Annotated in this window: 8 protein-coding genes; 4 read left to right on the forward strand and 4 right to left on the reverse strand. The window is 45.6% G+C overall.

Features of this window, described 5'->3' with window-relative positions; all coding sequences use genetic code 11:
• Window positions 1-19: 19 nt before the first annotated feature.
• From dxs to CI960_RS19560, 4 genes are all read right to left on the reverse strand, one after another.
• A complete protein-coding gene (dxs, locus tag CI960_RS19545) occupies window positions 20-1,918 on the reverse strand; it encodes a 1-deoxy-D-xylulose-5-phosphate synthase (RefSeq protein ID WP_005861042.1) in 1,899 nt (632 codons plus the stop codon).
• Between the two features lie 571 nt (window positions 1,919-2,489).
• The gene (locus CI960_RS19550; protein WP_005861041.1) at window positions 2,490-2,858 is read right to left on the reverse strand and encodes a DUF3244 domain-containing protein; all 369 of its coding nucleotides are present in this window, start codon (window positions 2,856-2,858) and stop codon (window positions 2,490-2,492) included.
• Window positions 2,859-2,954: 96 nt separating this feature from the next.
• Window positions 2,955-4,685, reverse strand: a complete 1,731-nt coding sequence (locus tag CI960_RS19555; RefSeq protein ID WP_005861040.1) for a tetratricopeptide repeat protein — start codon at window positions 4,683-4,685, stop codon at window positions 2,955-2,957.
• A 226-nt stretch (window positions 4,686-4,911) separates the two neighbouring features.
• Window positions 4,912-5,697, reverse strand: a complete 786-nt coding sequence (locus CI960_RS19560) for an inositol monophosphatase family protein (RefSeq protein ID WP_005861039.1) — start codon at window positions 5,695-5,697, stop codon at window positions 4,912-4,914.
• A gap of 177 nt (window positions 5,698-5,874) precedes the next feature.
• Here CI960_RS19560 and CI960_RS19565 point away from each other — a divergent pair, with 177 nt between their 5' ends.
• From CI960_RS19565 to CI960_RS19580, 4 genes are all read left to right on the forward strand, one after another.
• Window positions 5,875-6,549, forward strand: coding sequence for a TonB-dependent receptor plug domain-containing protein (locus CI960_RS19565; RefSeq protein WP_005861038.1), 675 nt, complete (start codon window positions 5,875-5,877; stop codon window positions 6,547-6,549).
• 29 nt (window positions 6,550-6,578) lie between these two features.
• The gene (locus tag CI960_RS19570) at window positions 6,579-11,195 is read left to right on the forward strand and encodes a translocation/assembly module TamB domain-containing protein (RefSeq protein WP_094582535.1); all 4,617 of its coding nucleotides are present in this window, start codon (window positions 6,579-6,581) and stop codon (window positions 11,193-11,195) included.
• Between the two features lie 2 nt (window positions 11,196-11,197).
• A complete protein-coding gene (locus CI960_RS19575; RefSeq protein ID WP_005861036.1) occupies window positions 11,198-13,648 on the forward strand; it encodes a BamA/TamA family outer membrane protein in 2,451 nt (816 codons plus the stop codon).
• A gap of 129 nt (window positions 13,649-13,777) precedes the next feature.
• On the forward strand, window positions 13,778-15,049 hold the full coding sequence (locus tag CI960_RS19580) for a hypothetical protein (RefSeq protein WP_005861035.1): 1,272 nt from the start codon (window positions 13,778-13,780) through the stop codon (window positions 15,047-15,049).
• The last annotated feature ends 92 nt before the right edge of the window (window positions 15,050-15,141 follow it).

Here is a 15,141-nt window from a genome sequence, read left to right on the forward strand (position 1 = left end):
TTTTATTAATTGACAATAATCAATTCTCCTTTTTCAACTGTTTCGCAATGCTCTCGGCATCCATACCACATAATTGATACAGTTCCGGTATAGAACCATGCTCGATAAACGCATCCGGCACTCCGATACGCTTTACATGAGGCGTATAGCCATTGTCTGCCATAAACTCAAGGACAGCGCTACCAAAACCTCCTTTTATCACTCCATTCTCTACCGTAATAATACGGTTATATTTCTGCCCGATCTCATGCAACAGCTCCTCATCCAACGGTTTCAAGTAGATCATATCGTAGTGGGCTATCGATACCCCCGCTTCTTTCACCATCTCGATGGCTTTGATCACCTCGTTTCCGATCGGTCCGATAGAAAGTACGGCGATATCATCCCCGTCACGCAACTTTTTCCCTTTTCCTATAGGCAATACTTGCATCTCGTTACGCCAATCTTTCATCTCCCCCTTACCTCTAGGGTAACGGATTACGAACGGGCCATTAAAAGCAGCATAGCCTGTATACATCAAATTCCGTAAATCCAACTCATTCAATGGGGAAGCGATTACCAAATTCGGTATCGGACAAAGATATGCTAAATCAAACACGCCATGATGTGTAGCTCCATCCTCTCCCACTAATCCCGCACGATCCAGACAGATCACCATATGTAGTTTTTGCAAAGCTACATCATGGATAACCATATCATACGCACGCTGCATAAACGAAGAATACACGTTGCAGAAAGGTATCATTCCCTCCTTAGCTAATCCGGCAGAGAAAGTTACGGAATGTCCTTCCGCAATTCCCACATCAAACGCACGATCCGGGAAGGCTTTCATCATATAAGTCATCGAGCAGCCGGAAGGCATAGCCGGAGTTACGCCTACAATACGCTCATCTTTCTCCGCAAGCTCTACCAATGTATGACCGAACACGTCTTGATATAATTGAGGTTCATCTAATTTACGAACGATAATACGCTGGCCGGTTTCCTTATTGAACTTTCCGGGAGCATGCCATTCCGTAGCGGACTCTTCCGCAGGTTTAAAGCCTTTTCCTTTTTTCGTTTTGATATGCAACAGCTTAGGGCCTTGCATATCTTTTATATCATTCAATACCTTCACCAGATAATTTACATCATGCCCATCCACCGGACCGAAGTAACGGATGCTGAAGCCTTCAAATAAATTATGTTGCTGGGTAAGCAATGCTTTAAGGCTATTGTTAAAACGTAAGATGTTTTCCCGGCGATCGTTATTGATGAGCTTGATCTTCTTTAAGCCTCGATACACATCGTATCTCATTTTATTATAGGCTTGACTCGTCGTTATATCCACTAAATACTGGCTAAGACCACCTACGCTATGATCTATCGCCATATCGTTATCATTCAGGATAATCAACAAATTATTAGGGTTGGCAGACGCATTATTCAACCCCTCGAAGGCGAGTCCTCCGGTCATAGCGCCATCCCCGATCACGGCGATCACATGGCGATCCAGTTCCTTCTTCAAGGCCGAGGCTACCGACATACCCATCGCCGCAGAGATTGAATTTGAGGCGTGTCCGGCGATAAAAGCGTCATACTCGCTTTCCGCCGGATTAGGGAAGCCGCTAATTCCTTTAAACTTACGGAGCGTATGGAAAATATCTTTCCTTCCTGTAAGTATTTTATGTCCGTAAGCTTGATGCCCGACATCCCAGACAATACGGTCATAGGGGGTATTGAATACATAATGAAGGGCGACTGTCAGCTCTACCGTACCAAGGCTTGCACCTAGGTGACCGGGATTCTCAGACAAAACATCGATAATATATTGACGCAAATCGGCACATACCTGCTCCAACTTATCCTGTGACAAATGTCTCAAGTCTTCCGGAAAATGAATGCTATCCAATAGGTGTTCAACTTTGCTTTCAGCCATGTCTGCTAATTTTTCTGGCAAAAATACAGAATAAACGGCATATATAATAGTATTGTCCTGTCATTTCTTAGACAAGGGGGAAATCCATATTGATTTTAACAGCTAAATCCTATAAAATTTCACAACTATGAATTTTTCATGTTATAAGAATCATGATATAACACCATTTGGAAATAAAACTAGGCCAACCACACCTAATTTAATTTCTAAAAAAGCACAATAAGCCCAATATTTCCAGATTATCATCTATACATCTGATAATCAGAATGCAAAGAAATTACATCCATCCAAGCTCCGATTAGTATCCATAGTATTTTGAATTTCTATTAATACTAATCGCAATTTCCATGTATAGTAAAGTAGGCTACAACGGAGCCTATTTTTAAGAAATACACAATAAACAGAATGACTCCCAACTGATTGATGATACATTTAGCGCTAAAACATGTATATATATGTATCCAAGTAAAGATTCGAATTTGGCACAATTGTCTTAATAAAAAAAGAGCTGTGTTTCCCATTTTACCGAGAAGTATAACAGCTCTTTCTTCTTACAAAACCTTTTAATTTTTTATTCCAAGGTAAAGTTACCGGTCAAGTGTCCCAATTGGTGTAATAGTACAACTTGATATTGGCCACTTGTTTCTCCCGCTAAAGAAAATGAATAAGTTCCACCTGCCTCTGAAGAAACAACATCCTCATAAATTTTCACACCTCTATCATTCATGACACATACAGTCAAGTTTGATAAAGCATCTTCAAAGTCCAAGGAAAGGATATCTCCTTCGATTGATGCAACTGGAGGTAATGGGGCATCTGCCGAACGATAATATTCATCTCTCCATTTTCCTTCCGTAGGAATATTATCTCCTAAAACAGAATTAGTTAAAAACAATGCGAATAAAATCGCAACAACAGTGAATTTGTTTACATTTTTCATAATGCATGATATTTTTATAAAAACATGGGAGCAAACATACCATACATTACTTACAAAAACATGAACTAAAATTGCACAAATTATGCACAATCATCATTAAAACTCCTGTATGAATCTATCAAATTTCTCAGAAGAGCCTTTCTGTGAATGTATTTTCTCATATAGTCGTTTACGAATCATAGACACGTTTGTTGGAGTGGTAACGATTAGCATCGCTATTGTAACGGGAGGAACATTAGACTTTACTAAACAACTTACACGCAGTTCTGTACTTGTCAATTTTTTAGCAACTCCCATGAGCCTATGGGTAAAGCCATCATATGTCTCATCCAAAGCTTTATATAATTCCTCCCAATCATTCTCTTTTGGTCTCCAGTCTTCTTTCATATGAAAACGATAATAAATGTCCGATGTTAAAAATCGATTTAATAAAAGCTCATTCTCGGTTTCCGCATACTTCAAATTCTTGTTTTCTGCCTCCAAACGTTCTTTTCTCAAAAGCATAAGTTCTTTCTCTTTTTCATCAAAAGCGATGGAAGACTCTTGTATCTGCTTCTCTAGCTTAGCTATAATCTTTTCATTTTTTTCTATACGTTCTCTATCTTTTCGTTGTTTTTCTTTCAAAGCATCTAGCTTTCGCCTCTGTTCCTGCAGATGTTTCTTTTTATTGTTTAATCTTTTGTACACCATAACTATCACGAAAACCAATATTACAATAGCACTTAAAGCAAAAATACCTACAATGAGAAAATTTATGATTGTCTTATTTAATGCAATCTGAGTTTGCATATATTTTGCCTCTACTTGGTGATAGTTATATAAATCTTGCATCTTTCGAATAGACTCTGTTTGTTTTATCTTATTAGTTGAGTCACGTAGTTGTTCATAAACTTCTTGAAACATTGCATAATTTTTCCAGTGTTTCTGCTCTTTTTCTAGTTTTGCCAAATAATAGTAAGCGCCTGCTTGTGTTGAACATGAATGGCTTTCTTTACACATTTCTAAATAAACATACGCAGAATCTATCGGCCCTATTCTTGAAAATAGGTCTCCTAAAGTTAAATAAGTAGGATACAACAAAGACACATCCGTAGAATATTCCAAAGACAATTGAAGAAAGTCATAAGCTTTTTTATAATCACCTAACTCCATACAGACATTTCCTAATTCACTAAAAATAGAGGGTTTACTAAGATTATTCGCATAATTCAACGCATACTCATAGAAAAAGCAAGCACTATCTAGCTTTGATAAAGAGGTATAAGTTCTGCCTATATCCCTTAAAACAAATGATTGGCCAATAGAATCTTGAACTTCCCTAAAATAATCTAAAGCCTTTTTCTGAAATGGAATTGCTTTTTCATAAACATTCTGATAAGTATAAAGCATTCCTAAACTATAACTAATACGACCCAGTAAAACATAATCCAAAACTTTATCACTATTTCGTAATGCTTTCAAATAATAGTCTTGCGCATGAAGAGCATCGCCAAGGTCCTGATTGACTCTTCCTCTATAATACCAAGCTTTTGCTTTTCTTCCCCAATCTTCGGTTTTATCAAAGTATTCAGTAGAAATAGCGATCAACGAATCTGAAGTAGGTTTGACATAAGTTTTATTTTGAGCTTCTGTCAAAAGTAGATAGTACATAGCACGATCCTTTTCTGAAAGATCATTTACATCTTGTATTGTTGATAGCAATGTTAAAACGCTATCGGGATGTTGGGACATTATCTTTTCCGCATGTTCATATAGACCTGAGTGATGGCTACATGACATTAGTCCAGTAATAAAGAACAGAAAAAAGACGTATAGATTGTTTTTCATACTCTGTAACATTTTTATTTTCCACAAATGTAAGTAAAATCTCTAATCCTAAAAGTCTTGATTTTTACTGAATTAGACACATACAAGGATTTACGGGTATTTGTATTCCTCCATCTGTTTTGAAAATCAAAACGGATCAAACACCCCGCAAATAAGAAGTAAGTTTAAACTCTTTTACCTTTTAAATACACACAGAAGCACTAGAATACGCAGGATTACTCTAGTATTAGGGCAACAAAGACAACACAAGAGAGTGAACCTTGCCATTGCTGGCAACTACCTGTTCACCCGAAGCCCAGTTCTCTCCTCCATTGAAATCTGATATTTTTCCTCCGGCCTGCAATAGAATCAAGGCACCAGCGGCTACGTCCCAAGGGCCTAAATAGGCTTCTATACGGGCATCAAAACGTCCTGCTGCCACATAACACAGTTCAGCGGCGGCAGATCCCATCAAACGGGTACCTCCCGCAAAACCATACAACCTATCAACCAAATGACCGGCTACCGGACGATAAGCATCAGAGTTATAAGGGAAACCCAATGCGATAAATGCCTTATCCAATACTGATACATCCGATACATATATCTCATTCCCATCCAAGTAAGCCTTACCACCTTTCACTGCATAAAAACACTCGTCCCTACACACCTCATAGACTACTCCTAACAATAACTCCTTCCGATTTCTTAAAGCGATACTCACGCAATAAGGCGCAATATCATGAATATAGTTTGAAGTGCCGTCCAATGGATCGATCACCCAACAATATTCCTCATCAGTCAAACTTCCAGAGCCTTCCTCCGCGATAAAACCAGCCTCAGGTAGCAAAGTAGACAAAGCCTCTATGATCTGTCGTTCCGATTCTTTATCCACATAAGATACATAGTTATGAGCACTTTTTTCCTCCACTAAGTTCCGGTCAAACTTTCGGCGTTCTTCTTTTAAGAATGTCGCAGAAGCACGAGCTATTTCTCGAACCTCCTTACACAAATAGGCTAAATCTAATTCCATACCGTTCATTTTATTTTGGCAAATGTAATGATTTCCATTTATAGTAATCTCATTTTAGCGACAAATGAGACCACATAGAAACGTAAAAATAATACCTATTACGAATTTGCCCTAAAACTCTGCCTTTAAGAAATATTATATTATCTTTGTGTTATGTTCAGCTAAAAAGATTGAGCTATGAAAACAATACATTATCTTTCAATCATCATCTTATCATTCAGCAGTCAAATACTTTTGGCACAGAATGATACTTTAGTCGGTGTATTGCGTGACATCAGCGATAAAATAATCAAACGCTATCCGGTCACGCTAGGCAGTCAGAATCCGATCACCGTGAAAACGAACAAACATGGCGTATTCACCATCCCGGGGGCTAACCTGAATGATACCTTGTTCGTCACTATTAAGAAAACAAGAAATGTAGTCAAAGTCCCAGTCAACGGATACAATTATATAACCATTACTTTAGAGAATAGCACATTCAACGCAGAGCGTAGTTTTGAACCGGATGAGGCCCTGAAAGAAATTATGGAAAGGGAACGAAACAAAATAGTAAGCTCAAGCGTTATGAATAAAGAAGAGATACAGAAAACCGGATGCCGGGATCTCTATTGCCTGCTACGAAGGATGAGTGGCATAACATTCGCCGATGGTTCCGTACGCATCCGTGCGAGCGTTTCCCTAAACAGTCCTAGTGACCCGCTAGTAGTGGTAGACGGTATACCGATGGACCTATCTGTTCTAAACACGATTCCCGTCGAAGATGTCTCGGAATTAAAAGTATTGAAAGACGCAGGTGAATACGGGGTGAGAGGCGCGAACGGAGCGATCGTCATAAAAACAGGCAAATAAACAAATAAGAAAAAGAGAAACGTATCAACATGAGAGTATGGATTAAACGGATAGGAGTGATATGCCTAATACCGATCGCATTGGTATTGTTACTCTCTATATTACTATATATACCTCCTTTCCAAAACTTCGCGGTACGGAAAGCGACCGAATACGCGGGAAAAGTGACTGGTATGCAAATCGGGATCGAGCAGATTAGGCTATCTTTCCCGTTAGACCTTACGGTTAAGGGTGTCGAGGTCGTAAATCCTCCCGTCGATACCTTGTTGAGTTTACAGAGCTTGACGGTACGGGTTCGTGCCCTTCCTCTTTTGCGGAAGCAAGTATTGGTAGAGGCGATCGACCTCCGGAACGTAAAGGTTAACACCGGGACTATGATTGAAGGTATGGAAATCAAAGGATTCTTGGGAAAGCTTTACCTGCACGCCGATCGTATAGACCTGTCCGAGGAGAAAGCTACATTTAATACCGTAGATTTATCCGATACCGCCATTACCCTTCTATTAAATGATTCAACCTCGAAAGAAGACACGACTTCCACACCTCTGAACTGGGTACTCAAGCTGGATAAAATCAGTTTGGACCGGGTAGCCTTCGCCCTACAAATGCCCTCGGATTCCTTACGCCTTACGGCTTTCGTTAATAAAGCCGGGCTAAATAACGGCCTCGTAGATCTTGGAGCGGAACAATATAAGGCGAGAAACTTTGACATAACGAATTCTACATTCGCTTATGACGGGAATTACGCGGCACCCGAGCAAGGACTCGATTTCTCCCATATCAGTTTAACGAACCTGAACACCTCTATCGATTCCATCTTATATCAAGGAAAAGAAATAAACGTCCACATCAAGGAATTCTTCGTGGAAGAACGTTCCGGCCTCAAGGTTTCGGCATTGGCAGGAAATGTCCGGAGTGACCATGAACAGATAGACGTACCGGACCTACTTCTCCAGACACCAAATTCCGAAGTGAGATTGACAGCGACTATCCCTTGGAGCTCCCTCGAGGAGCACCCACAAGGTAGCATGAAAGCCCTGTTAAACGCCTCGTTGGGGAAAGAAGATTTATTGATAGCGGCAGGTTCTCTTCCAGAGGATTTCAAGAAAGCCTACCCGGACAAGCCTCTCGCTATTACGGCAGGCGTAGAAGGCAACCTCTCCAGTATACGTATCACACAAGGCGATATCATGCTGCCGGGAGCGTTTCAGATGAACGTCACGGGTAGCATGGAGTCCGTGACGGATAGCATCCGGCGAACCGGTGAGATTCAGTTAAAGGCTCGATCCGGTAATCTGGACTTTTTGCTGGCGATGCTTCCCGCCTCCCAACGGGATCAATTTGCCATTCCGGCAGGAATTCAGTTGAAGGGGGAAGCTACAGTCGCAAATCAAGAATACCGCACCGAGCTTGTTCTTACCCAAGATAAAGGCAAAGTAGGTCTGACCGCCCGCTATAATCCGGTGCAACTGGCTTATGAGGCTAATTTACGGATAGACAGTCTGGAACCTACCCATTTCATGCCCAAAGACTCTCTATTTTGGCTGACCGCCTCTGTTAAAGCAGAAGGCCGGGGCACAGACCCTTTCTCTGAACGTACATGGGCCAAACTGGACGGTAAGATATCGGATATACGCTACGGCGCCTCATCGGTATCAGACGTATCCATCGATGGCTCTCTGGAAAAGAACTTACTGAAAGTGGATCTGCTTAGCAAATACCCGTTGGCGAAAATGGATGTCTCCTTAAACGCGACCCTCCACAAGCACGAGGTGAAGGCGATGTTGATAGCGGATGTGGAGAACATGGATTTACAGGGTATGCACTTAATGGCAAATCCCTTCGCCACCTCTTTCCAGCTCTTCGCCGAGGCAGAAAGTAATCTGGATGAAGATAACACGATCGACGTTACGTTAGGAAACTGGGAGGTCGTCACCCCAAAACAAAGTTTCAAGCCGAAAACGCTGACCTTGCATGCCCGGACGGATATCGATACCACCCGTGTGTCTTTCCACGCCGGGGATTTAGGGATCATCCTCACGGGTAATGATTGCATACACCACATCACGGATAAGTTGACTAAGGTATCGAACGATATCACCCTCCAATTGGAACGGGACTCGACTGTCAATCTGGAGATCCTTCGCCCGCTCCTCCCCGATATGTACCTTGAGGTACGGGCAGGACAGGACAATCCGATCTACAACTATCTCCAAACCTATTACGTAGATTTCAAGAGCATCGCCATGAACGCCTATACCTCACCGGAAACGGGTATACGCATGGATGCCTCCATTTACGATCTGGCACGGGATACGATGCAGATCGATACCATCCGGGCGGAGATGCACCAAGATTCGCTCGGATTACTCTATAGCGCCCAAGTGATCAAGAATAAATACAGGCAGCAACAACCTTTCAGCGCCGGGCTGGACGGGCAAATACGTTATGGCTTCGGCGACGCCCGCCTTTATTTCAAGGACGGGAAAGGCGAGACCGGCTTGTTGCTCGGAATCCGGGCCGATAAGATACAGAACGGGGTCAAGTTCCATCTCTTCCCCGATGACCCGATCATAGCGTTCCGCCCTTTCAAGCTGAACCCGGATAATTACGTCGTGGTACGCAGCATGAAGGATATCGAGGCGAACCTGCGACTCAGCGGAGATAATAACGCCGCCCTCTGGATACACTCCCAAGCGGAAAGTGACGAGATGGAGGAAGTCCACGCCGAGTTGAACCAGATCGACCTTGGGGTTATCTCCAACGCATTCAGTTATATCCCGCCGATGAAAGGTATATTGAACGCCGATTTCCAGTACGCTCCTTCCGACTCGGCCTTCATGGTCGTGGCGGATATGAACATTGATGATCTGTATTATGAGAACGAGCGGGTCGGCGAACTCATGTTCAACGCAGTCTATCTACCTTTAGAGCAGGGGAACCATCAAGTGGATATGCACCTTTTCCGGGACCGGAAAGAGGTGAGTGCCATTACCGCCTTATACCAGATGGGCGAGACCGACCATATCAGCGGTACTGTCGAGTTCATGCACTTCCCCTTGGATATCGCCAACCCGTTCATCCCGGATGATATGGCGAAAATGGGCGGAGACCTCGATGGTACGCTCGCTATCAGCGGACAAAGCGATAAACCCATGGCCGAGGGATATCTGATTCTCGATACCGCCTCCGTTTATGTAGGCGCCGCAGGTTCTACCTTCCGTTTCGACGATAAGAAGATAGAGATAAAGAACAACCGAATCTTGTTCAACCAATATGGTATTTACGCATACAACAAGAATCCGTTTATCATCAACGGAGAAGTGGATTTCAACGATTTATCCCGCATGACCGCCAATCTTAAACTAACGGCGAATAACTTGCAACTGCTGAACGTTAAGAAAAACGAGGAAAGCCTTGTCTACGGAAAGCTGTTCGTCAACTTGAATTCTACCGTACGCGGGCCGTTGGATGCCTTGACCATGCGAGGGGACTTGCAGTTATTGGGCGGGACGAATATCACCTACGTGCTGAAAGACTCCCCGTTGACCGTGCAAGACCGTATGTCGGACATGGTAACCTTCACCTCTTTCACGGATACTTTACGTCGGCGCATGCCTCGTAAGCCCCCGTTGCCGATGGGAGGCATGGACATGTTGATAACGATCCACATCGATCCCGCCGTACAAGCGAACGTGGATTTAAGTCCCGACCAGTCCAACCATATCAATTTGGAGGGTGGCGGTGACCTTTCCTTCCAGTATACCCCGCAAGGCGATATGTTCTTGAACGGACGCTACACGCTGACGGGTGGAACCATCAAGTACTCCATCCCGGTGATCCCATTGAAGGAGTTCAACGTACAAGAGGGTAGCTACGTGCAATGGACGGGCAACCCCATGGACCCGACCTTGAACCTTACGGCTACCGAGCGAGTCCGTACGTCCGTCACCCTAACCGGGCAATCATCGCCCCGCTTGGTAAATTTCGACGTAGGCATCGAACTGACCCAACAACTGGAGAACCTAGGGTTGCAATTTACCCTCACCGCCCCGGAAGACATGGCGATGCAAGAGGAACTAACCTCGAAAGGTCCGGAGGAACGGGCGAAGCTGGCTGTCAGCATGCTCGTGACCGGTATGTACCTCGGCGGAGGCGGTGGTGGCGGCAAGGTGAACGTAAATATGGGAGACGCCTTGACCAGCTTCTTGCAAAGCGAGATCAACAACATCGCCGGAAGCGCCTTGAAATCCGTGGATATCAGCTTCGGCATGGAGACGTACGACGATAATGGCGACGCCGGAGGTGGTACCCGTACCGACTACTCCTTCCGCTTCGCCAAGCGATTCTATAATGACCGTATCCGTGTGGTTCTAGGCGGCCGTATCTCTACCGGCGAGAACATTAACAATGGACAGGCGCAGCCGTTCATCGATAACGTATCCGTAGAATATCGGTTAGACAGCAGTGGCTCCCGTTACGTCAAACTTTTCCACGACAAGAACTACGAGAGCCTGCTGGAAGGCGAGATCACGGAGACCGGAGCCGGTATCGTGCTCCGCAAGAAAATGATGCATCTCAGGGAGCTATTCAACTTCAAGAAAACGAAAGTGAAACCAGTGAAAGAGGAAACAGAAAAGGAATGAATATGAAAAATGTTTTAATATATTTTAGGAAGGATGCCCTCCTAGAGCAGGGAAACATGCCTTCCCAGAGCAGGGAAACATGCCTTCCCAAAGCAGGGAAGGATACTTCCCCAGGGCGAGGGGGGGTGTCTACCCAAAGAGCGATCCTATCGTCGCTGGCGCTACTCGGGCTGCTGGCCTTCTTACTCACCTCTTGCTCCACCACGAAGAACCTTCCCGAGGGAGCGGTCCTATATACCGGTATCAAGAAAATAGAGGTGAAGAACGAGGATAAGACCAAACCCGGCGAAGCCGCCTTGGAAGAGGTCGAGGCCGCCCTAGCCTATCCCCCCAACAACGCCTTGCTGGGAAGCTCCTCGATCCGGGTGCCCTTCCCCTTCGGCCTGTGGGTCTACAACGCTTTCGTGAACAAGAAAGGGAAGGTCGGCAAGTGGATCTTCAACAAGCTGGCGTCGAAACCGGTGCTGATCACCACCGTGAACCCGGAAGTCCGTGTCAAGGTAGCCCGGAACCTATTGAACGAATACGGTTATTTCAATGGAGAGACCTCTTTCGAGGTCGTACCCGATCCCAAGAATCCCCGGAAGGCGAAGCTGGAATATAGCGTCACCATGAACGATCCGTATACGCTAGACAGCATCCAATACGTCCATATCCGTCACCGTGCCGACTCATTGATCGATGCCACGATCGGCGATCGTATCCTCCACAAAGGAGAGAATTTCAATGTCGTCCAGTTGCAAGCCGAGCGGGAACGCATCTCGTCCTTGCTCCGTAACAACGGCTATTACTATTTCCGTCCCGATTTCATCACCTATCAAGCGGATACCTTGTTGAACCCCGGGAAAGTGGCCTTACGGGTGGCCCCGAAGGAAAGCCTGCCCCCCTCGGCCCTCCGCCCTTGGAAGCTCGGGGATATATCCGTCTGGCTAAACGGTTACCAGAATGAGACTCCCACGGACTCGATCCGCTATAAGGACCTTACGATCCATTATGAGGGCAAGCTAAGGGTTCGCCCCTCGGTCATTTACAACCGTTTATATTTCAAGCCGGGGGAACTTTACAACCAGCGGGCGCAGGAACGGACGCAAACCGCCCTGTCCCGCTTGGGTATCTTCCGTTATGCCGAGTTGCAATATTCCCCCCGTGATACCATGCGCCGTCAAGATACGCTGGATCTGCGGATCAATACGGTCTACGATCTTCCATTGGACGGCGAGCTCGAGTTGAACGTTACCGCCAAGAGCAACGACCAAGTGGGTCCGGGCGCCATTTTCAGCGTGACCAAACGGAATGTCTTCGGAGGGGGCGAGACCTTCGGCGTGAAACTCCGCGGCTCTTACGAATGGCAGACCGGCAACAAGCTGGATGGTAGCAACTCCAAGATCAACAGTTATGAGTTAGGCTTGACTACCACGCTGACTTTCCCACGGGTATTGTTCCCTACATTCAGCAAACGGGACATGAATTTCCCGGCCAGCACCACCTTCCGCCTCTATGCGGACCAGATGAACCGGGCCCGTTTCTTCAAGTTGCTGGCATTCGGTGGTGACGCCTCGTATGAGTTCCAGCCTACTGCCACGTCTCATCATTCCATCACCCCTTTCAAGCTGACGTTCAACTTGCTCCAGCATACCACGCACGAGTTCGACAGCATTACCAACGTGAATAAGGCTCTAAAAAAGAGTTTGCAAAATCAATTCATCCCGGCCATGAACTATACCTATACCTATGATGATTCCCCGATTACCAGTCGCCGGAACCATCTTTGGTGGCAGGCATCCGTTACCCAAGCGGGCCTTGTCTTGGATGGGATTTATGCGTTAGCCGGGAAGAAATTCAATAAAGAGGATAAGGAATTACTCGGCAACCCCTTCGCCCAATTCATCAAGGGAACCGCCGAGATACGTTATAATTACGCCCTCGGGCATAAGCAATATCTCGTAGGCCGATTAATGGCCGGCGCTATTTATAGCTACGGCAACGCCCGTACCTCCCCTTATAACGAGCAATTCTACATCGGCGGAGCGAATAGCATCCGTGCTTTTACGATCCGCAGCATCGGTCCCGGACGCTACTATCAAAACAGCGATAACAATAAATACGCTTACATCGACCGTACGGGTGATCTTAAATTCGAGGCCAACCTCGAATACCGCTTCCCGATCCTTGGCGACCTGCATGGGGCCACTTTCCTCGACAGCGGTAACATCTGGCTGATCCGGAACGATCCGGATCGTCCCGGCGGACAACTGAAATGGGGTAGCTTCCTCAAGGATCTAGCCTTGGGAACCGGCTTCGGCCTGCGTTACGACCTCACCTTTATCGTCATCCGTTTCGACGTGGGTATCGGTCTGCATCTCCCTTACGATACCGGAAAGAAAGGCTATTACAATATCCCGAAATTCAAGGACGGCATGGGTTACCACTTCGCTATCGGATACCCCTTCTAGCTGTTCCATTCCTAGGATTCTGTGGTCTTATCCAAGGTATTTCATTTTCAATAGGTCAACCCTAATTGGAAATGAGATACTTTTGCGCTCTCATTTTAATAACAAACAGATTAATTAACGAACAGAATCATGAAGAAGATTTTTTACTTAATGTTGGTAGCCCTTACTGTGGGTATGTTCACCGCTTGCGACGACGATGATGAGAATACCCCTCAAATCAACAACCCGGAACCCAAGGAACAATGGGGCAAGACGCTTCGAGGCGACAATCAAACCCTACTGGCCTTTCCTGATATCTATGCCGATTATTGGGAATACACCTATTCTTACAAAGATAATCCAAACATCGGCCTTCGTTTGACTGGAAAGTTCCCGAAGTCACGCTTCTTCAACTTCACGGTTTATAACGACGAGACCCAAATAGACGTATCCAGCATTGAAGACGTAAATATCCAACCCGACGACAGCTCCATCAACCCTTATGTAAAGGAAACAGATGACTACGGAGCAAATGGCTATACGATTTACATCATTCCCGCTAACACCCCCGCCAGCGCACGTGCCTCGATGAAGAACGTATGTGAGTTCCCGGAGGATGTCAATATGGTCTCCATTTTCATGCGTCTTTACTTGGCGAAACAATATAGCGGCGATGAGTATGGCGGCGTGGACATGCCTGCTATCCAAGCTTTCAACGTGACTACAGGTGAGGAAGTAGATTTCCCGAAGCGTGAGGTCTGCAACATCCACGAATCGTTGAACTTGCCGCCGATGGATTTCTCCGCCGACCTGCCGCAACTCCCGTTCATGCGTGCCCCGCTGAGCCTAATGTACCCGAACAGCCCGGCAGAATACCTATTCGCCCGCATCAAACTGAACGAAGGGGAGGTAGCAACTTTCCGTTTCATCCCTCCTACGGCTCCTAAAAGCGTAAGCGAATACGCCACCGCCGATGTACGATACTGGTCCATATGCCTCGGGTCAGCCGAGACCTACTCGTATGCCTCTATTTACGACAAAGAAATGCCTAAAGTGGACAAGGAAGGTTTCGTAACCTTTATCATAGCGGACGCCAACTCCGCCAAACTGCCCGATCTCCAAGCGAAGGCGGAAGCCAACGACGGTACATATATACTGACTTGGAACCGTAAGGAGCAAGGAGATGGAATCCTTGCCTTATACCGCAACATGGTGATCAACGAGAATTATCCACATTCCATGCGCAAGCTGATGGAGTCCGTTCCTCTAGCGGCCGCCGGCGGCGATATGAGCGGTTTCAACCCGATGAAGATGATCGCCATGCTCGCTATGGGCAACTGGGGACCGCAAGGCTATAAATTCAGCGAGGACGATTTCTTGAGCGATAGCTTCAATTACGCCAATATCCGAAGAATGAAATAAACCAATAGACATATCGTATTTTCAAGTCCCCTCGTATCCGGTCTTAACCGGAACAAGGGGACTTCCTTTTCACACTCTTATCATAAACCATG

It is taken from the genome of Parabacteroides sp. CT06 (assembly GCF_002257605.1).
Lineage (GTDB): Bacteria > Bacteroidota > Bacteroidia > Bacteroidales > Tannerellaceae > Parabacteroides > Parabacteroides distasonis.

Bases quoted from the DNA above. Each gene is read 5' to 3' on its own strand.
- CI960_RS19565 (WP_005861038.1), top strand. From the start codon at position 5,875: ATGAAAACAATACATTATCTTTCAATCATCATCTTATCATTCAGCAGT.
- dxs (WP_005861042.1), bottom strand. From the start codon at position 1,918: ATGGCTGAAAGCAAAGTTGAACACCTATTGGATAGCATTCATTTTCCG.
- CI960_RS19555 (WP_005861040.1), bottom strand. From the start codon at position 4,685: ATGAAAAACAATCTATACGTCTTTTTTCTGTTCTTTATTACTGGACTA.
- CI960_RS19550 (WP_005861041.1), bottom strand. From the start codon at position 2,858: ATGAAAAATGTAAACAAATTCACTGTTGTTGCGATTTTATTCGCATTG.
- CI960_RS19560 (WP_005861039.1), bottom strand. From the start codon at position 5,697: ATGGAATTAGATTTAGCCTATTTGTGTAAGGAGGTTCGAGAAATAGCT.
- CI960_RS19580 (WP_005861035.1), top strand. From the start codon at position 13,778: ATGAAGAAGATTTTTTACTTAATGTTGGTAGCCCTTACTGTGGGTATG.
- CI960_RS19575 (WP_005861036.1), top strand. From the start codon at position 11,198: ATGAAAAATGTTTTAATATATTTTAGGAAGGATGCCCTCCTAGAGCAG.
- CI960_RS19570 (WP_094582535.1), top strand. From the start codon at position 6,579: ATGAGAGTATGGATTAAACGGATAGGAGTGATATGCCTAATACCGATC.